This is a genomic window from Clostridium sp. BL-8 (assembly GCF_002006495.1).
Taxonomy (GTDB): Bacteria; Bacillota; Clostridia; order Clostridiales; family Clostridiaceae; genus Clostridium.
In genome coordinates, this window is the sequence record NZ_LZZL01000045.1 from 26,219 (window position 1) to 47,274 (window position 21,056).

Below are 21,056 nucleotides of genomic sequence, written 5' to 3' on the forward strand. Positions count from 1 at the left end.
TTTTTTGTTTACAATGAATGAGTTATTTCTTACTTTTTAATATAAAAATAGAAGATCCGCCTTATAATTTAGGATGATCGTTAATTTCAAAAATTAGCAAACACATAAATCAAGTACGAATCTTTTTTGGTTTATTATCTATTTAATTATTATTTATCTGATTTTACTATTGTCTCAAGCGCAACTTCCATCATATTTGTAAATGTTAATTGTCTTTCTTCTGCACTTGTAACTTCTCCAGTTACAAAGTGATCACTTACTGTAAGTAGAGCTAACGCGTTAACTCCAAATTTAGCTGCAATTGTATACAATGCTGCTGCTTCCATTTCTACTCCTAAGCATCCAAACTTAGCCCATTTCTTCCAATCTTCAGTATCATCACCATAAAATACATCTGAACTGTATATACTTCCAACCTTTGGATCAAAACCTTTTTCAACTGCAATATCGTAGGCAGGTTTTAATAAATCGAAACTTGCTGTTGGAGCAAATGTTCTTCCTTTGAATCTTACTAAATTTAAATTTGAATCTGTTGACGCTGACATAGCTATTATAAGATCTCTAACTTTTACCTTTTCACTATATCCACCACAAGTTCCAACTCTTATAAGATTCTTAACTCCATAACTTTGAATCAATTCATTAACATATATTGAAATTGATGGTATCCCCATTCCTGTTCCCTGGACAGAAACTCTTTTTCCTTTATATGTTCCTGTAAAACCATACATTCCTCTAACTTCATTATAGCATACTGCATTTTCCAAAAATGTTTCTGCAATAAATTTTGCTCTTAAAGGATCTCCTGGTAATAATACGCTTTCTGCAATAGCACCTTCTGGTGCGTTAATATGAATACTCATTGTATACCTCCAATTTATTTAATTTACAGTTTTCCTAATGCGTCTTTTTTAAAAGCTCCTGGTAAAATATCATCCATGTCTTTTACCATATACTCTTTTTCATTTTTAGCTATTATTATTTTTACATCTTCATCGCCAAATTCTACAATTACTTGACGACAAATACCACAAGGATATGTGTATTCTTCCAGACTTCCAACTACTGCTATAGCCTTTATTTTTGTTTCTCCCTCTGATATTCCTTTAAATATACCGGTTCTTTCAGCGCAATTTGTAGCTCCAAAAGATGCATTTTCTATATTGCATCCTCCATAAATCTTTCCGCTTTCAAAAAGCACTGCTGCTCCCACTTTAAATTTAGAATAAGGTGAATAAGCTCTGTTTCTATACTCTAAAGCTGTCTTTATAAGTTTTTCATAATCCATAAAATCCCACCCCTTAAATCAGTTTACATTTTACAGCTAACAGTATCTGCAATTTACAAACTCTTTCTGATATATTTATATATTAATATGCTTTTACCTTCTCGTAAGTATATATTTTTTTAACTGCATCTTAGTTTGTTCTTTAACTGTAAGGTGTTAACCTTAAACTGCCAGCTGCTCTAAAAAGCTTGCTCCATTGTTTATTTTTTCAACCTTTAATACTTCTGCTACTGTTTGCCCCATATCTGCAAAAGAATTTCTAGTTCCTAAGTTAACATTTTTTTTTAATTGTTTTCCATATGCTAAAAATGGAACGTGTTCTCTGCTGTGATCAGTTCCTGGCATAGTAGGATCGCAGCCATGATCTGCTGTTATAAATAAGATATCGCTTTCTTTCATGGTATCTATAATTTCTTTAAGTCTTGCATCAAATTCTTCTAAACCTTTTGCATAAGATTTGAAGTCATTACGATGACCCCATTTCATATCAAAATCAACAAGATTAGTAAATATTAAGCCCTTGTTATCCTTTTTCATATAATCTAAGGTTTTATCTACTCCATCCATATTATCTTTAGTATGAATTGCTTCTGTTATACCCTGACCGCAGAATATGTCTTCTATCTTACCAACACCAATAACATCTAATCCAGCATTTTTTATTTTATTCAAAACAGTATCATATGGTGGTAATAGTGAAAAATCTCTTCTATTTGGTGTTCTAGTAAAGTTTCCTGGCTCTCCAACAAATGGCCTAGCTATTACTCTTGCAACAGCATGTTCTCCAGTTAACATTTCTCTTGCAATCCCACAAATTTTGTATAATTCCTCTAATGGCACTACATCTTCATGCGCAGCTATTTGAAATACGCTATCCGCTGATGTATAAACAATAACACTTCCACTTTTCATTTGCTCTTCACCAAGTTCATCTAATATTACTGTACCAGAAGATGGCTTATTTCCTATAACTTTTCTTCCTGTTAATTTCTCGAATTTTTCTATTACCTCTTTTGGGAAACCATTGGGGTAAGTTGGAAATGCTTTTTCTGATATAACGCCTCCCATTTCCCAATGACCTGTTGTTGTGTCTTTACCATTAGATGCTTCTCTAAATCTAGCATAACATCCTATTGGTGCTTTTGAGGCTTCTACACCTTTAATATTTTCTATATTTCCAAGTCCTAGCTTCACCATATTAGGTAAATTCAATCCACCAACTGCTTTAGAAATATTTCCTATTGTATTAGCACCAACATCTCCAAATTTTTCTGCATCTGGCATTTCTCCCATTCCTACGCTGTCTAAAACTATCCATATTACTCTATCTATCATTTACAAACACCTCTTTCTTCAGTTATGAGTTAAAAGTTAAGAGTTCATAGTTAAGGATGAAACACAAAGCATTTCTTAAAGTCTATTTTTACAAATTCCTTTGGAATTTGCACCTTAACTCATAATTCTTAACTCATACCTCTTAATTACCTAACGACTCCATAAATTAATGGAACCGCTTCCCTATTTTCGCTTGTTATATGATAACTTCCAATTATATCTTTCTTTGCCTTTTCTATTTTGCTTTCATCATTTGCATGTATATACGCTAAAGTTTCACCAACTGAAACCTTATTGCCTCTCTTTTTATTTAAAACTATGCCAACTGCTAAATCTACAGTGTCTTCTTTTGTTGCTCTGCCAGCTCCGAGTTCCATTGCTATAAGTCCTATATGCTGCGAATCTATCTTTGAAACATATCCTTCTTTTTCACTCTTAACCTCTACAATATATTTAGCTTTTGGTAAAAGTTCTGTATTTTCAACTTGCTTCGGATTTCCACCTTGCGATGCAATAAATTCTTTTAATTTGTTAAGTGCGGATTTATCTTCTATTACCTTGATCAACATCTTTCTAGCTTCTTCTACAGTTTCAGCTTTTTTCGCAAGCACTACCATATTACTTCCGAGTGTTAAGCATAATTCTAATAAATCCTCAGGACCAACACCATTTAATGTATCTATTGCTTCCTTAACCTCTAGTGCATTTCCAACTGCAAATCCTAAAGGCTGATCCATATCAGAAATTACTGCAACTGTATTCCTATTAACATTCTTTCCTATGTTAACCATGGCCTCTGCAAGTTCTTTTGCATTTTCATAAGATTTCATAAATGCTCCATCACCAATTTTAACATCTAATACAATAGCATCTGCTCCAGCAGCAATTTTTTTACTCATTATACTTGATGATATAAGTGATATATTTTCAACTGTTCCTGTAACATCTCTTAAAGCATATAGCTTTTTATCCGCTGGCGCCAAATCAGCTGTTTGCCCCATTATAGCTATCTTATTATTATTTACATTCTCAATAAATTGCTCTTCACTGATTTCAACTGAAAACCCTTCAAATGATTCTAATTTATCTATTGTACCACCAGTATGCCCAAGACCTCTTCCTGACATTTTTGCAACAGGAATACCAAGTGCTGCAACCATTGGTGTAAGTACTAATGTTGTAGTATCACCAACTCCTCCAGTACTATGTTTGTCAACTTTTATTCCCTCGATGTTAGATAAGTCTAGGATATCCCCTGAGTTTACCATAGCCATAGTAAGATCGCTTGTTTCTCGCATATTCATTTTTTGAAAACAAATTGCCATAAGAAGTGCTGACACCTGATAATCTGGAATACTTCCATTGGTATAATTTTTTATGAAAAAGTTTATCTCTTCTGTTGTAAGTTCCAAGCCCGCTCTTTTTTTGCTTATTATATCAATCATTTTCATATAAACACCCTCTTTCAATTGAAAATTCACAATGTACAATTTGCAATTGTACATTGTGCATTTTTAAAATTTATTTACTTTCTCTAACTATAGCGATACTAGCGCTTGCACCTATTCTGCTTGCACCTGCATTTATCATATCCATAGCTGTCTTAAAATCTCTTATTCCCCCAGATGCTTTTACACCCATATCAGGTCCTACAGTCTTTCTCATAAGAGCAATATCTTCTTTGGTTGCTCCACCACTTGAAAATCCTGTTGATGTCTTTACAAAATCAGCCTTAGCTTCTTTTGAAATTTCACAAGCCCTAACTTTTTCTTCATCAGTTAATAAACATGTTTCAATAATAACTTTAACTATTGCTCTTCCTGCAGCCGCATTCACTACTGCTTCTATATCTTCTTTTAAATAGTCATAATTTTTAGCCTTTAATGCGCCTACATTTATAACCATATCTATTTCATTTGCGCCATTTTCGATAGCCTCTGTAGTTTCAAATGCTTTTGCTTCCTTAGTCATAGCTCCTAATGGGAAACCAACAACTACACATGTCTTAACATCACTTCCTGCAAGCTCAGTGCTGACCAATTTTGTGTAACATGTATTTACACAAACAGATGCAAAATTATATTCCTTTGCTTCTAAGCAAAGTCTCTTTACATCCTCAGCAGTAGCTTCCGGCTTTAATATTGTATGATCTATATATCTAGCTATATCCATATTCATTTACTCCTTAATTTTATTTTTACTTACACATATTAACATATTAAAAATTTCCAGCGAAATTCTTAAATTAATCTGCCTAAATTTACTTTATATATAATATATATTTGAAAAAAGCTGAAAGCTTTTCTTCAAACAAACTGTTAATTGTAGACTATAAACTGACTAACGTGTTCCTTTTTCGTAAGGCACTCCATCCGCTTTAGGTGCAACTGATCTTCCGACGAAAAGAATTAAAACTACAATTGTTAAAATATATGGTAACATCGCAAGTATTTGTGATGGTATTGCAAAACTTCCTCCACCTAATACAACTGTTAAAGCCTGTGCAAATCCAAACAATAAACATGCTCCATATGCACCATGTGGAGTCCATTTTCCGAAAATAACTGCCGCTAATGCAATAAAACCTTGCCCACTGATTGCTGTTGGAGTAAATTGGGCTATTATTGCAAGAGTCATAGCTGCTCCACCAAATCCTGACAATATACCAGAAATTATAACACATGTATAACGAATTCCTGTTACACTAATTCCAAGGGTATCTGCCGCTGCTGGATGTTCTCCTACAGCACGAATACGGAGACCCCATTTAGTTTTGTATAAAATGAACCATACTACTACTGTAACTATAATTGCTAAAATCACTGTAATATCTACTCCAAATACTTTTGGCAATTTAGAAGTAACTGGTTTAGTCATAGTAGCACCTTCAAATAGTAGTCTACATAAAAATAAAGCAAAACCAGGCCCTAAAAGATTTATAGCAATACCAGATATTGTTTGGTCTGCATTAAATGTTACAGAAGCTACTGCATGTAATAAAGCCATTATTCCACCAGCAATTCCTGCTGCTAGAAATCCAAACCACGCATTACCAGAATAGTATCCTACTGCTGCACCCGTAAAAGCACCTATAGTCATCATACCTTCGATCCCAATATTTACGACTCCAGATCGCTCAGAGACAACGCCTCCCAATGCTCCAAAAATTAATGGTGCAGAATACATCAATGTTATACCTATTAATAATGTTATGCTACTTAGCATTCTTTTCACCTCTCTTCACAAGTCTATCGGCTAAAATAGGTACTATTCTAGTCAATGCGACAAAGAATACTATGGTACCTATCATAATATTTATTATTTCTGATGGTGCACCTATAGCAGATTGTACTGATTGTCCTCCATATAATAGGCCTCCATAAAGTAATCCGCCAAATATACATCCAATTGGTGAACTTCCTGCAATCAATGCAACTGATAATCCATTAAAGCCATAGTTCTCAAAAGCTGCCAAAGTAGATAGTTTATGCGGTGCAGTTCCCGTAATAATCAATGCACCTGCAAGTCCTGATAGTGCACCTGCAATTACCATTGATTGTATTATATTACGATTAACATTTATTCCTGCAAATTCAGCTGCATCCTTATTTAATCCAACTGCGCGTAACTCGTATCCTTTAGTAGATTTATATAATAATATTGATATTACTACCGCCATTATAATTGCTATTATAATTCCAATATTTACATCAGTTTTTATTAGCACTTCAGAAAGCCATGGAGTATTTGAAAGTGTTTTAATTCCAGCAGCTGAAGTCTTCCAATTGCTCAATATTGAAGTGAAACCAGATTCATTAATCATAAAAGTACTTGTTGAATCTGGTTGATGAAATGCATCACTTGCTACAACGAAATTACACAAATATAATGCAATCCAATTCAGCATTATACTCGTTATAACCTCATGTATACCAAACTTCGCCTTGAGTACTCCTACGATGCCGCCAAATATTGCTCCAGCTATAACTCCAGATAAAATTACTACTGGAACCTCTAATACTGCTGGTAAATTTAGCTTTATTCCAACTATTGTTGCAGCAATTGTCCCTATAATATATTGACCTTCAGCTCCTATATTGAATAAGCCTGTTTTAAAAGCAAATGCAACACTAAGACCTGTTAAAATTATAGGTGTAGCCTTAATTACTGTATTTGAAATATATTTAGGTCTTGAAAAAATTCCATTAAAAAGTGCACTAAAAGCATCCATTGAATTATACCCTGCTGCACTAAGTACTATTGCAGAAACTAAAAATCCAAAAAATATTGCAATAAATGTTGAAGTAACTGGCTTTTTAAGAATCTTTGCCACTGTTTTCATTTTGTTTACCTCCCGCCATTAATAAACCTATTGTATTTTCATCAACTTCTCCTTGTTTAAATGTGCCTACAATAGTTCCAGCATAGATTACAGCTATAGTATCAGAAACGTTCATAACTTCATCAAGCTCAAAGGAAACTAAAAGCACAGCTTTCCCCTTATCTCTTTCTCTAATCAATGTTTTATGAACATATTCTATTGCTCCTACATCCAAACCACGAGTTGGCTGCACTGCAATTAATAAATCTGGATCATTAGCTACTTCTCTAGCAATAATAACCTTTTGTTGATTTCCTCCTGATAATCCTCTAACAGGAGCTAATTCACAGTTATCAGGTCTTATATCATATTGTTTTATCATATCTTTAGTATGCGAAATAATTTCATTATTATTTAAGAAACCATTTTTACAATATGGCTTACTCTTGTATTTTTCTATTACTACATTTTCAGCAACAGTAAAGTCTAATACAAGTCCTCGCTTTTGTCTGTCCTCATGTATTGTTGCAACTTTATTCTTAATTACATTTTCAGTTGTAGTATTTTGTATTTCTGTTCCATTTATTTTAATGGTACCGCTTTCACATTTTGTTAGACATGTAATGGCTTCTATTAATTCCTTTTGTCCATTCCCATCAATTCCTGCAATACCAACGATTTCTCCCTTATGTATCTTAAGCGATAAATTTTTAACTGCATCTAACTTTCTTTCATCCTTTACTGTTAAATTGTCTATTTCAAATATAACATTTTCTGGATTTGCCGGTGTTTTATCAACAACCAACTTAACTGAATGCCCCACCATCATAGTAGCAAGTTCATCTTCATTTACTTCTTTAACATTAACTGTATCTATATATTGTCCCCTTCTAATAATTGTACAAACATCAGAGGATTCCTTTATTTCTTTTAATTTATGAGTGATTATAATTATTGTCTTTCCATCAGCAATAAGATTATGCATAATGCCTATTAAATCTTCAATTTCCTGCGGAGTAAGTACAGCTGTTGGCTCATCTAATATTAATAAATCTGCTCCACGATATAATGCCTTTAATATTTCTATACGCTGCTGCATACCTACAGAAATATCTTCTACTTTAGCATCTGGATCCACTTCTAATCCATATTTTTTAACTATATTTACTATTTCCTCTCGTGCCTTTTTCATATCCAATATTCCAAATTTGCTTGTAATTTCACTACCTAACACTATATTTTGTGTTACTGTAAAATTATCAACTAACATAAAATGTTGGTGAACCATTCCTATTCCATTCTCAATAGCAATATTAGGATTTTTTATATTTATCTTTTCACCATTAAGATATATATCTCCTTGATCAGCCTGATATAATCCGTAAAGCACATTCATTAGTGTACTTTTCCCTGCCCCATTTTCTCCAAGTAATGCATGAATTGTACCCTTTTTAATATCAATATTGATATTATCTAAAGCACAGAACGAGCCAAACTTTTTTGTAATCCCACGCATTTGCACTGCATATTGTTTGCTAATTTCCATACAAGGTCCTCCCTTAATTTATATGCTTTGCTAACTGGGATTTACTAGTTAGCAAAGCATATCTATTTTTTTATTGCTTTTTTTGAGCGTTATTATTTACCAAAGGCATCAAAAGTTTCTTTATTATAAGGTGGAACTATTGTACCATCTTTAATCTTATCTTGAATTGCCATAGCTGCTTTATATACTTCTGGATCCATATTTTTGTTTTCAGTTGGAATTCCTACAGCATTTTCTTTTAAACCATAAGTAAATGTTTGACCACCAATTTTATTTCCACTCATAGCTTCTTTTGATAGATTTTCAACAGCAACATTGGCTAATTTTAATGCTGATGTTAAAACATTATCAGGAGCTAAATATGCTTGGTCACGGTCAACACCTATTGCAAACTTGTTTGCTTCCTTAGCTGCTTCAATTACACCTACACCTGCACCACCTGCTGCATGGAATACAATGTCACATCCTGAAGAGAACATTTTTTCTGCAATTGCTTTTCCTTTTGAAGCATCTGAGAAACTTTCAGCATATTGAACATCTACAGAAATATCTTTTCCTAATTCTTTTGCTGCATAAGCTACTCCAGCTTGGTATCCATATTGGAATTGATCTATAATTCCACTTGTTATACCACCAACAAATCCTACTTTATTAGTTTTAGTTGTCTTTCCTGCAATATAACCTACCATGAATGACGGTTCTTGAGCTTTAAACATAACTCCTGTAACGTTCGCTGGTGTACCATCTGGTGTGCCATCATATGAGTTGTCAACTATAGCATAGTTAACATCAGGATTAGATTTTGCTGAATTTAATAATGCATCTGACATTGCAAATCCAATACCCCATACTAACTTATTGCCCCCATCAACTGCTTTATCTAAATTTGTAGCATAATCTGATTCTTGTTTAGATTCTAAATAACTTACCTTAGCTCCTTTATTATTTTTCTCAAAGCTTTGTAAGCCTTCCCATGAAGATTGATTGAATGATTGGTCATTTACTCCACCTGTATCAGTTACCATTGCAACCTTAAATTCTTTTTCAGTGCTAGTACCTTGATCAGCCGTTTTAGTACCGCTTGATCCACATCCAGCAAATAATGTTACTGTTATTGCTGAAACTGCTAATAATGATAATAATTTTTTCTTCATTAAATTTCCTCCTAAATATAATATTTAATATTTAAAATCATGAATTTTACATGACCTAAATCTAATAGGGCTGTTATTAATATAAATATGGTACTATATTTTAAATATGTTACCTTTAGCATCATATAGATAAACAAATCAAAACTTAATTTATTACTTATAAATTTCAGCTTGTGGTTTATTAAAAATATCAGTTGCAAGTTATAAATTAAATTTATATGTTTGATATCTATAACTATAAGACAAGATTATACCCCATTGTATATCTTATTTTAATCTTTTTTCTGAACCTCTGGCTACTATTTGTGGTGAAATAATCAGCCTTTTAAGCCCTGAATTATTATTCTTCTTATTATCTATAACTTCACAAAGCATCTCCATTGAAGCTCTGCCTAATTCAATCGGACAATCTTCCATATATGTAATATTAAGTCCTACTATGTCTAAAAAATCTATTTTATCGAATCCTACTATCGCTAAATCTTTAGGTATATCTTTATTTTTCTCCTTTAAAGCCTTTATTACCCCCATGGTCATCATATTGCTGCAGGTTATTAGTGCTGTAGGAGGTTCTTTCTCATTGAGCAGTTTTTTAGTCAATTCATATGCATTATCTAGTTTAAAATCACCATGATAAACATATCTGGTATCAAATGAAATATTGCTATCTTTTAAAGCTTTTTGATAGCCTATTAGCCTGTCTATTTGAGGTTCCGAACTTAGAAGCCCTGTCATAATTCCTATTTTAGTATGCCCTTCTTTAATCAATAAATTCGTTGCATCAAATCCGCCTTTTACATTATCTACAAAAACTCCATTTAACTCCACAAATTTCACATCTGCTGAAGCTAAAATTATTGGAATATTTAGATTCTCTATTGTCTTTATATATCTATCATTGCACTTTGCTTCACCAAAGCCAGGCGTCATAACAATCCCTTTAATTCTCTGTTCCTTTAGTAAATTTAGTGCACGTACCTCTTTGTCTAAATAATTATCTGTATTAAATAAAATTATATTTAAATTATTTTTTTCAGCTATCTCACTAATTCCCTTTATTATCTCTCCAAAGTAAGCATTGGTTATATCAGGAACAATAACACCTATAGTATTAGTTTCACTTTTTGATAAGCTTCTAGCGATTGCACTTGGCGTATAATTCATCTCTTTTATTGCTACTAATATCCTTGCTTTAGTATCTTCTTTTACATATCCTGAATTATTAAGAACCCTTGAAACTGTTGCCGCCGAGACTTTTGCTCGCTTTGCAATATCACTTATTGTTACTGGCATAAAATCCACCCCATTGCAATATAAAAAAAATACCTTACTGAATCTTTAGCATTTTAAAAGCCAAATTTGAAATACTATTCCCCATTCATATTTCTAAGGTATTTTCTAATTTAAGTTAATTTTTTTACTTCTTAAATTATAAATCATAGTGCGACTTATGGTATCGCTTCCACATTTATAATAATATATTCGGAATATGATGTCAATATTCTTATATTTTATCATTTATATTTCATCAGCACACACTATTTTCTTTTATACTATAGTATTCGTCTGGATTTCAAGCAATTTTATATTATATTTATGTTAAAAATATCTACTAATTTTACAAAAATAATTAAGTAATATACCTTTTTTACATCAAATTCATATCATTATTAAGAAAGCAATCTAAATATCTACTATTCAGACTGCTTCTTTTCTATTTTTCTTTTAATCTGTTAATAAATCTTTCAATTCTTTTTAGTGCTTCCATAATATCCTCCATAGATGAAGCATAACAAACTCTTACGAAGCCTTCTCCGCATTCTCCAAAGGCATTACCTGGAATAACCAGAACTTTTTCACTTATGAGTAATTGCTCACAAAATTCATCTGATGTTACCCCCGTAGCTTGTATGCTTGGAAATATATAAAATGCTCCAAGTGGCTCAAAGCAATCAAGTCCCATCTTTCTAAAACCACTCAACAAAACTCTTCTTCGCCTATTATATTCCTTGCACATTTCCTCTACGCTTGTATCTCCACTCTTTAAGGCTTCAATAGCTGCATATTGAGCTGTTGTCGGCGAGCACATAAGAGCATATTGATGAATTTTTTTCATAGCTTCTATTAAAATTGAATGGCCGCAAATATACCCTAATCTCCATCCTGTCATGGCATATGATTTAGAAAAACCATTTATAACTAAAGTTTTATCTTTCATTTCGGGAAATGATGCTATTGAAACATGTTTTTCACCATAACACAATTCCGAATATATCTCATCTGAAATTGCTATAATATCTTTATCCTTAAGCACTTCTACTATTCCAGCAAGTTCTGCCCTTGTCATTATTGCTCCTGTTGGATTATTAGGGAAAGGTATTATAACCACCTTTGTTTTAGGTGTGATCGCTGCTTCTAAAGCTTCAGGAGTTAATTTAAATTCATCTTCTGCTTTAAGGTTTAACACCTTTGCAGTTGCTCCTGTGAATGCTGTGCATCCTTTATATGCTACAAAGCTTGGTTCTGGAACTATAACCTCATCACCAGGACCAACTAAAGCTCTAAGAGCTATATCTATGCCTTCACTTCCTCCAACTGTGACTATTATCTCATTTTCAGGATTGTAATTAAGGTCAAATCTCCTATAAAGATACTTTGATATTTCTCTTCTAAGTTCAATAAATCCAGCATTCGAAGAATAATGTGTGTGCCCTTGTTCTAAAGAATAAATTCCAGCTTCTCTAACATTCCATGGAGTAACAAAGTCAGGCTCCCCAACTCCAAGAGAAATTACATCATCCATCTCATTTATAATATCAAAATATTTTCTTATGCCTGATGGAGGCATATTCTTGACATTATCAAGAATCATATCTTCTAAAATCATATGAATATTGCCTCCCTGTCATCTAATTTCTTTTCCTTAAATATTTTGCCATGGTCCTTATACTTTTTCAATACAAAATGTGTTGCTGTGCTTAATACATATTCTTGCACTGCAAGTTTTTCAGATACGAAAAGTGCTACTTGTTTCATGGTTTTCCCTTCAACAATAACGGTTAGATCAAAACCTCCTGACATTAAATAACATGCCTTAACTTCCGAAAAATTATATATTCTTTCTGCAACCTTATCAAAACCAACGCCTCTTTGAGGGGTTATTTTAACCTCAATTAAAGCTGTAACAGTTTCACTGCCTGTATTTTCCCAATTTATAAGTGTTGTATAACCTGCTATTATGCTTTTTTCTTCATAATCTCTTATTGCTTCTCTAACTTCCTCAACTGTTTTTCCTGTCATAACAGCTATTTGCTCGTCACTATATCTGCTATTCTTTTCTAAGATTTCAAGTATTTCCTCCATTAAAAATAACCTCCTATTTATTTAATTAATTTACTACTTTTCTTTTTTTAAAGACAAAAAAATCCCCCATCCCAAACAAGGGACGAAGGAACTGCTTCGCGGTACCACCCTAATAAACAATATAAATATTGTTCACTCAGATAGAGTACAATTAATACTCCACCTCTATAACGTGAGGATTACGTTATAGCCTAATTAAAAGTTACATATAACAACTTTTATTTCTCAGCTATAAAATTCAAAGGCTGCTTCCATAAGGCCCACTTACTAGATCTCACCAAACTCTAGCTCTCTTAAAAGTTAACTCTTATATACTATTCCTTATCACCATTTTTTTAATATAAGTATGTAATTAATTATAATGTACATTATAATTAAAATAATCCAAAATAGAATTCATATTCTGTTATAATTTAATAATTTAAATCTTTCTCTATATTATACTAGCAAATGTTCAAAAAATCCAATATAATTTTCATATCTTTTTAATTTTAGTTATATTTTTTTCATTATCTGAATTCTTAAAACAATTTTCTATGTTAATATATAAATTCAAAAGAGCTATAAAACACGTTTTATAGCTCTCAAATAAATCAACAAAACTTATGCTGATTACCTACTTTGTTGCTTTTTAGCCCTTCTACACTCCCCACATCTTACAGGATCATTTTCAAATCCCTTTTCTTTATAGAATTCTTGTTCTCCTACTGTAAAATCGAATTCTTTTCCACAGTCTTTACAAATTATTTTCTTATCTTCCATTCCAATGTTCTATTGTCAAAGTCATTATACGGCTTTGCAATAGTTCACCTCCTCTTTTAGTTTAAAGTTTTTTTCTTTATCATTAAATATATTAACCCTTAATTTCAGCTTTTATTCATTAATATTTTCACCTAAAATTACGCACAATAAAAAAAAATAACAAGTCCATCTGCCAGCCTACTTTCTATATCAGCTTTGGACCTGTTATTTATTTTCATGTGCCTTATTAAGCAAATTAACACTAAGATATCTTATAACTTATAGTTATGCTTTTTCATTTTAACTCTAATTTATTGTCAATTTAAATTCCTCATCTACTAACTTAATTGTACATTCTCCTCCATTACTCAATTTCCCAAATAAAATTTCATCCACTAACAATGGTTTTATCTTAGAGGCGACGACTCTTGCAATTTCTCTAGCGCCAAATTCATCCGATATGCCTGTTTTCGCAACATAATCAACACATTCATCGCTAAATTTAATTTTAATATTCTTACCTTCAAGCTTAATTTTAAAATCATTTAACTGCTTTTTAGCAATATTAACTGCCATAGAATCACTCATACTGTTAAATACAATTATCTTATCTAACCTATTTCTAAATTCAGGTGTGAAGAATTTCTTAACTTCTTCCATTATAGCTTCACCTTTAACTTCTCTTTCTCCAAAACCTATAAGCTTTTTACCTATATTTCTTGCACCCGCATTAGAAGTCATTATAATTATTGCATTCCTAAAGTCAGCCTTTCTGCCTTTGTTATCTGTAAGAGTTGCATAATCCATAACCTGTAGCAGCACACTTAAAATATCTTCATGTGCTTTTTCAATTTCATCTAATAGCAATACACAATGAGGAGTCTTTCTTATTGCATCTGTTAATAGTCCCCCTTCTTCATACCCAACATATCCTGGAGGTGATCCAATAAGTTTTGCAGCTGCATGCTTCTCAATATATTCGCTCATATCAAATCTAATAAGCTCTATTCCAAGCATTTTTGAAAGGCATCTTGCAATCTCAGTTTTTCCTACTCCAGTAGGCCCTACAAAGAGCATAGATGCTACTGGTTTATCTTCTTCATTTAATCCAGATCTAGACATTTTTATACATCTTACCACTTCTTCAATTGCTTTGTCTTGTGAGAATATGTTTTCCTTTAATTTTTCTTCAAGATTTTTTAATGAATTAATTTCGCTGCTCTCTACTGTCTGCTTTGGAATACTGCAGACTTTTGAGATTATTTCCTCAATAGTTTTTCTGTCGACCACAATTTTTTCCTCTAGGTTTTCATTATGCATTCTAACATATGCTCCAGCTTCATCTATAATATCTATAGCTTTATCTGGTAAATATTTATCATTTATATATTTATCAGTCAAAGTTACAGCATCACTTATAGCCTCATCTGTATAAGTTACATTATGATATTCTTCATAATTACCTTTTAGCCCATTAAGTATATCTATTGCTTCTTTAATAGACGGTTCTTTGACATCTATCTTTTGGAATCTTCTGCTTAATGCCTTATCTTTTTCAAAAAACTTTTTATATTCATCAAAAGTAGTAGCTCCAATAAATCTAATTTTTCCATCTGTAAGATATGGCTTTAATAAATTAGATGCATCTAAAGCCCCACCATTTAGAGCTCCAGCTCCTACAATATTATGAATTTCATCTATATAAACAATTGGATTATCTTTCTTTTCAATTAAATCTAAAATTCTTTTAATTCTCTCTTCAAAATCTCCTCTGTACTTGGTACCTGCTATCACTGATCCTATATCTAAAGAAAATATAGAGCTGCCTTTTAATTTTTCTGGCACTTTATTCTCACTTATAAGTTTTGCAAGGCCTAATGTAATAGCTGTCTTTCCAACACCAGATTCTCCTACATGAATAGGATTATTTTTTACTCTTCTGCAGAGAATTTGGATACTTCTTTCTATGATATCCTCTCGTCCTACTAAAGGTTCACTTTCTTCCTTTGCTTTTTCAATAAGATTTATTGTAAACTTATTAAGGAATGCATCTTCTTTTTTCTTAGTATCATTATGCTCACGCTCAACAGATTCTAATAATTCTTCTTTACCTGAATTTTCTTTTGCTTCATCTTCATAAGAATCTTGAACTGTGTCTTCTAAACTATGGCATAAAATATACAATAAATCCCTTCTTGTAATACCTTCCTGCTCCAAATAATATCTAGCATAGCTCTCCTCTAAATTAAAAATTGCTGAAATTATATGATCTACATCAATAGCGTCTTTACCACTATATTTTACCTGTTCATCAGCTGTTAATATAACTTTTTGAAATTCAATACTTTCCTGTGGTTCTCCTTGACCAATTTTATTAATATATGTTTTTATATAAGTGCTTAGATTATATCTTAAGTTTTCTAAGCTTCCGCCGCATTCTTTAATAGCATATTCAACGCTGCCATTAAATGTTGCTGCATATAACAGATGCTCTGGAGTAATATATTCACTATTTCTTTCTTTTGCCTCCTGATATGCTTTGAGCAATATTAAATTAACTTCATTGGTGATTTTCATATCTACGCCTCCTCTACAGTAAGCTTAAATGGAAAGCCTTTTTCTTTAGCCATTGACATTGCAACACTAACTTTTGTAAATGCAATATCATAACTATATATCCCTGCTATCCCCTTACCTCTTTCATGTACATCCAACATTATTTTTTCAGCTTCTATAATATTTTTATTAAACACAACCACTAATACATTTATAACAAATTCCATTGTTGTGTAATCATCGTTATACATAACAACTTTATAATGTTTAGGCTTTTTCACCTTAACTTCATCTTTTTGTTTGGTAACAATATTTGTTTCCATAATATAACTTTCCATTCCTCCCCGCACTTTATTTTTTTTATTTCTTATTGTCCATATGTTATTCTAAATAGCTATATTTTATCATAATACTTATATTCAGTTAATAGTTAAAAGTAATAATTTAAAAATTAAGAATACAATTCTTTAGTGTTTTTCATTAATATATAATTCCGTAAAAAACCTACAGCTTTCCTCCCATATTCATTGTTTGTCGCTTATTACTTGTAATTTATTATTTACTGCTCCTATTACAGTTTTTCCATTGGCGATATAATCTTTTATTATATTTACGGCCTCTTGTGATATAATCTCTCCTGGACAAACTAATGGTATTCCTGGTGGATATGGTATTATTGACTCTTTGGCAATATTGCCCTCACATTCACCAATTTCTTTCCAATCACCCTTTAGCCCAAACACTTCATATGGTTCCATATTCTTTATAGGAATATTTATAAAATACTTTGACTCAACTTTACCAATTATACTCTTCATTTCTAGATCTAAAATAGCTTTATATATCATTTCAAAGTCAGAATCAGTATTAAATGGTGATAAAATCAAAACCACACCTCTTGAAAAACTCATTTCAGCTTGTATTCTTTGACTTCTTAAATAATCTAAAAGCTTATGCCCGCTATATCCTTTAGGAAGTATCATTATATATCTACTTAAATCAATGTCATAATATTCTTTCTGATTTCTTTCAATTTCCTTTAAAATTTTATATTCATACTGCTCATTTAAATCATTTTTACTTAATATATGTACCTTTTTCAGTTCATTTATTTTTTGCTTCCATCTTTCAGATCTATTTATTAACTGTTCATAATCATTCTCGCCATAATTATCTAAATAATACCTAGCATAATCCAAAGATGCCATGATTAAATATGAAGGTGACGTTGTCATAAATGCTTTTAAATAAAATTCTAACATATTATTCTCTTCATTTACCAAGAGATATGCACCTTGCGTTAAAGCCGGTAAAGTTTTATGGGCACTTAAAACTACATAATCGCCTAGATTTGAAATAGATTTAGGCAGCCTTTTATTTATGCCAAAATGAGCACCATGTGCACAGTCTATAATTATCTTTAATCCTGTTGATTTTAATTTTTTTATAATTTCCTCAACATTATAAGTTATTCCAAAATAATTAGGATAAGTTAATATAATTCCTTTCGGATTCAAACTTCGGCTCAATGCTTCATAAATCTTAGTCTCATCTGGTGGTAAAAATACACCATTCTCATCATCTACTACTGGCTCAATATAAGTGACCTTTAACCTTCTCATAATTAGTCCATTATATATTGATTTATGGCAATTTCTTTCAACTAAAACTTCATCACCTTCATTAAATGCTGAAAACATAGCTGCTAAATTCCCGCAGGAACTTCCATTTACTAAAAAATATGCTTTCTTAGCTTTATAAGTTTTAGCCAAAAGTTCCTGAGCTTCCTTTATAATACCCTCTGGTGAATGCAAATTATCCAAAGGATCAACTTCTGTTATGTCCAAGAACCCTAATCTATTAGCAAATTCTTTTCCAAATTCATCTCCTAAAAAACCATCTCCGCTTTTATTTCCAGGCATAGAGAGCAGTAAATTATTTTCATCATGGTATTTAAGCAGTTCTTCTAGTACTGGCAACTTTTTCTTCATAACTCACCTCTTTATATACAAAATCTTGTTTAAAGAAGGTTTGGTACAAATAATAATTTATGCCAAACCTCAGTTTATATATTTAAAATTTATTCACCTATATTTTTCAAGTCTTCAATAAACTCAAAAACTGCTTCTTCTTTTGTTGCCCATGAAGTCACTAATCTGATTGCTGTATTTGTTTCGTCAATTACTCTTTCAATATTAAACGCATATTTTTCACTTAGTTTTTTCATAACCTCATTAGGTAAAATAGGAAATTGCTGATTCGTACTTGAGTCACATAAGAATTCATATCCTTTGCCTTTTAAAGCATTCTTTAATAAAATAGCCATCTTATTAGCATGCCTTGCAAGCTCAAAATACAAATCATCCTTAAACAATTCTTCAAATTGAATTCCAAGCACCCTTCCTTTAGCAAGCAAGCCGCCTTTTTGTTTAATATAATATCTAAAATCTGCTTTTAATTCATCATTACAAATAACAAGTGCTTCCCCAAAAAGAGCTCCATTCTTTGTTCCACCAATATAAAAAGCATCTACTAGTTTAGCTATATCTTTAAGTGTTAAATCATTTTCCTCTGATTCAAGTGCTGATCCTAGACGAGCACCATCTAGGTATAATAGCAGCTTATTCTTCTTACAATAATTATGTAACTCTGTTAATTCTGATTTTGTATACAAAGTTCCAAGTTCCGTAGAATCTGATATATAAACCAACTTGGGTTGAACCATGTGTTCATCCCCATGTCCATTTAAAACTTTTTGAATTAAGTCAGGTGTAAGCTTCCCATCGCTGGTTTTCATTGTAAGTACTTTATGTCCTGTAGCTTCAATTGCCCCAGTTTCATGGCAATTAATGTGACTAGTATCTGCTCCTATCGCTGCTTGATGAGGTCTTAAAAAACCAGATATAGCAGTAAGATTTACCTGAGTCCCTCCAACTAATAAATGAATATCAGCCGTTTCACAATTGATTTTTTGCTTTAATATTTCGACAGCCTTTTGGGTATAACAGTCAGTTCCATATCCCTCTGTTTGTTCAAAATTTGTTTCAATTAGTGCATTTAATATTCTTGAATATGCACCTTCGCTATAATCATTTCTAAAACTATACATAAAATATTCCTCCATTTATACATTATTGATTATTTCTATTGTAATATTTTTTAATACTTTACTTCCAATTTCAAATACCATTTCACTTGTTAATTCACTTAAATTATAAATTTCGTCAATATATATATTATAATCTCCAAACATGCAGTCATAAGTAGCAAGTTCCTTGGCTAAAATTATACTTTTCTCTTCTTTAAATAATCTCTGTAACTTAAAATTCTTAATCAATTGATTCAATTGTTTCTCATTGATTCTTTCTTTAAAGTCAGATAGATTTTTTACACAATCCTTTATTAATAAAATAGCCTTATTTACATTTTCTGTTCCTGTGCTAAAAGTAATTTTATATAATTTTATATAATTTTCATATGCAATACTGGTAATCACATCATATACAAGCCCATTATTAATTCGTAATGTATCATATAAGATTGAATTTATACCTTCTCCAAAATATTGATTAAAAATTCTAAGACACTTCATTTCTTTTAAACTCAACTTATCTATCGGGCATACTATTTCAACTCTACACGTTTTTATACCTTCTTTTTTGTCATTGAAGGTTTCCATTTTAGGATTCTCATATTTAATTTGTTTAATATTTAAATTATTTTTTCCAGCTGTATTTATTTCCTTTGCTTCCCAACTTCCAAAATATCTGCATATAATATCTTTCACCCTTGGAAATTCTAGTGACGAAGTTATTACAATTGATGTATTCCCTGGGAAATAATATTTATCATAAAACACCTTTATATCATCTAAACTTATATTATGTAAACTCTCTTTAGTCCCTATAATAGGATATTTTATTCTTCTCTTCTCAAAGCAATTAAAAAATAATCTATCTTCGCAATACTGTTCTAATTCCTCATCCCATTCTTTAAGTTCTTCTTTTATTACATCCATTTCTTCTTTAAAACCTTGTTCCTTAAAACTCGGATTAAGAATTATATCACTTAGTAAATCTACACCCTTGTCAAAATCCTCATTAAGCAAGGTTCCATAATAAATTGCATAAGGATAATTAGTCATAGCATTGTTAAACCCAAAAATATTGCTTAATTCCTCATTTATTTCTTTTTCACTTCTATTTTTTGTCCCTTTATAAACCATATGCTCAGTTGCATGAGCAACTCCATATTTTTCCGTTTCAACTCCTGCACCTGCATTTAATGCTATGCAAATTGATGTAAGCTCTGAAGTTGTATTTTTATATATTAATTTCAGATTACTCCCAAAAACATATTCTTCCATTTTTTCTCCTTGTCCACTTAATGGTAACATATCAAGTATAATTAATCCATCCATTCCCCTAACTGACAACATTACAAACTCTATAATTTTATTCTTATATTATAACCTATTTTCTAAATTCATAAATAAATATATTTAACTTTACAACAAAAGTCATACCTTCTCACTAATGTGAACAAAGCATGACTTCTTTACAGATTGTTATGAATAAGCAAATTATATATTTAATTTGCGCATATGAAAATTTTCTATTTAATCAAACTTTTTATGTGAATGTATACCAGAAATCATATACATATTTATGTAATAGGCATTTGAAATTAAGCTGCTGAAAGTTGTTAGTGAAAGGTTGTTCCATTTGCTGCTTGTCCTCAACTTGTTTGAGG

The 21,056-nt window shown here is 31.4% G+C and carries 18 protein-coding genes and 1 other annotated feature; all 18 genes read right to left on the reverse strand.

Going from position 1 to position 21,056, the window contains the following annotated elements; translation table 11 throughout:
- Nucleotides 1-149: 149 nt before the first annotated feature.
- A complete protein-coding gene (deoD, locus tag CLOBL_RS15755) occupies nt 150-863 on the reverse strand; it encodes a purine-nucleoside phosphorylase (RefSeq protein WP_077859920.1) in 714 nt (237 codons plus the stop codon).
- A gap of 23 nt (nt 864-886) precedes the next feature.
- A complete protein-coding gene (locus tag CLOBL_RS15760; RefSeq protein WP_077859921.1) occupies nt 887-1,288 on the reverse strand; it encodes a cytidine deaminase in 402 nt (133 codons plus the stop codon).
- Nucleotides 1,289-1,450: 162 nt separating this feature from the next.
- On the reverse strand, nt 1,451-2,623 hold the full coding sequence (locus CLOBL_RS15765) for a phosphopentomutase (protein ID WP_077859922.1): 1,173 nt from the start codon (nt 2,621-2,623) through the stop codon (nt 1,451-1,453).
- Between the two features lie 146 nt (nt 2,624-2,769).
- Nucleotides 2,770-4,074 (reverse strand): pyrimidine-nucleoside phosphorylase, encoded by a 1,305-nt coding sequence (locus tag CLOBL_RS15770; protein ID WP_077859923.1) that lies wholly within the window; start codon nt 4,072-4,074, stop codon nt 2,770-2,772.
- 70 nt (nt 4,075-4,144) lie between these two features.
- Complete coding sequence (gene deoC / locus CLOBL_RS15775; protein ID WP_077859924.1) at nt 4,145-4,795, reverse strand: deoxyribose-phosphate aldolase; 651 nt, start codon at nt 4,793-4,795, stop codon at nt 4,145-4,147.
- A gap of 168 nt (nt 4,796-4,963) precedes the next feature.
- The gene (locus CLOBL_RS15780) at nt 4,964-5,848 is read right to left on the reverse strand and encodes an ABC transporter permease (RefSeq protein ID WP_077859925.1); all 885 of its coding nucleotides are present in this window, start codon (nt 5,846-5,848) and stop codon (nt 4,964-4,966) included.
- A complete protein-coding gene (locus tag CLOBL_RS15785; protein ID WP_077859926.1) occupies nt 5,838-6,965 on the reverse strand; it encodes an ABC transporter permease in 1,128 nt (375 codons plus the stop codon). The genes CLOBL_RS15780 and CLOBL_RS15785 overlap by 11 nt, the downstream gene beginning before the upstream one ends.
- Entirely contained in the window at nt 6,940-8,490 is a 1,551-nt protein-coding gene (locus CLOBL_RS15790) for an ABC transporter ATP-binding protein (protein WP_077859927.1), read from the reverse strand. Before CLOBL_RS15790 ends, CLOBL_RS15785 begins: the two co-directional genes overlap by 26 nt.
- Before the next feature lie 92 nt (nt 8,491-8,582).
- Entirely contained in the window at nt 8,583-9,644 is a 1,062-nt protein-coding gene (locus CLOBL_RS15795) for a BMP family ABC transporter substrate-binding protein (protein ID WP_077859928.1), read from the reverse strand.
- A gap of 267 nt (nt 9,645-9,911) precedes the next feature.
- Nucleotides 9,912-10,937 (reverse strand): LacI family DNA-binding transcriptional regulator, encoded by a 1,026-nt coding sequence (locus CLOBL_RS15800; protein ID WP_077859929.1) that lies wholly within the window; start codon nt 10,935-10,937, stop codon nt 9,912-9,914.
- 421 nt (nt 10,938-11,358) lie between these two features.
- The gene (locus CLOBL_RS15805) at nt 11,359-12,531 is read right to left on the reverse strand and encodes an aminotransferase class I/II-fold pyridoxal phosphate-dependent enzyme (protein WP_077859930.1); all 1,173 of its coding nucleotides are present in this window, start codon (nt 12,529-12,531) and stop codon (nt 11,359-11,361) included.
- Nucleotides 12,528-13,007, reverse strand: coding sequence for an Lrp/AsnC family transcriptional regulator (locus CLOBL_RS15810; RefSeq protein WP_009172007.1), 480 nt, complete (start codon nt 13,005-13,007; stop codon nt 12,528-12,530). Before CLOBL_RS15810 ends, CLOBL_RS15805 begins: the two co-directional genes overlap by 4 nt.
- Before the next feature lie 75 nt (nt 13,008-13,082).
- Nucleotides 13,083-13,344, reverse strand: a binding site (T-box leader).
- 275 nt (nt 13,345-13,619) lie between these two features.
- On the reverse strand, nt 13,620-13,769 hold the full coding sequence (locus CLOBL_RS15815) for a zinc-ribbon domain-containing protein (protein ID WP_009172008.1): 150 nt from the start codon (nt 13,767-13,769) through the stop codon (nt 13,620-13,622).
- A gap of 285 nt (nt 13,770-14,054) precedes the next feature.
- Nucleotides 14,055-16,325: an ATP-dependent Clp protease ATP-binding subunit ClpA gene (gene clpA, locus CLOBL_RS15820; protein WP_077859931.1), complete on the reverse strand. Its 2,271-nt coding sequence runs from the start codon at nt 16,323-16,325 to the stop codon at nt 14,055-14,057.
- A 2-nt stretch (nt 16,326-16,327) separates the two neighbouring features.
- The gene (locus tag CLOBL_RS15825) at nt 16,328-16,627 is read right to left on the reverse strand and encodes an ATP-dependent Clp protease adaptor ClpS (protein ID WP_009172010.1); all 300 of its coding nucleotides are present in this window, start codon (nt 16,625-16,627) and stop codon (nt 16,328-16,330) included.
- Nucleotides 16,628-16,828: 201 nt separating this feature from the next.
- A complete protein-coding gene (locus tag CLOBL_RS15830; protein WP_077859932.1) occupies nt 16,829-18,295 on the reverse strand; it encodes an aminotransferase class I/II-fold pyridoxal phosphate-dependent enzyme in 1,467 nt (488 codons plus the stop codon).
- An 89-nt stretch (nt 18,296-18,384) separates the two neighbouring features.
- On the reverse strand, nt 18,385-19,413 hold the full coding sequence (locus tag CLOBL_RS15835) for a low specificity L-threonine aldolase (RefSeq protein ID WP_077859933.1): 1,029 nt from the start codon (nt 19,411-19,413) through the stop codon (nt 18,385-18,387).
- 15 nt (nt 19,414-19,428) lie between these two features.
- A complete protein-coding gene (locus CLOBL_RS15840; RefSeq protein WP_077859934.1) occupies nt 19,429-20,670 on the reverse strand; it encodes a pitrilysin family protein in 1,242 nt (413 codons plus the stop codon).
- Nucleotides 20,671-21,056: the final 386 nt, after the last annotated feature.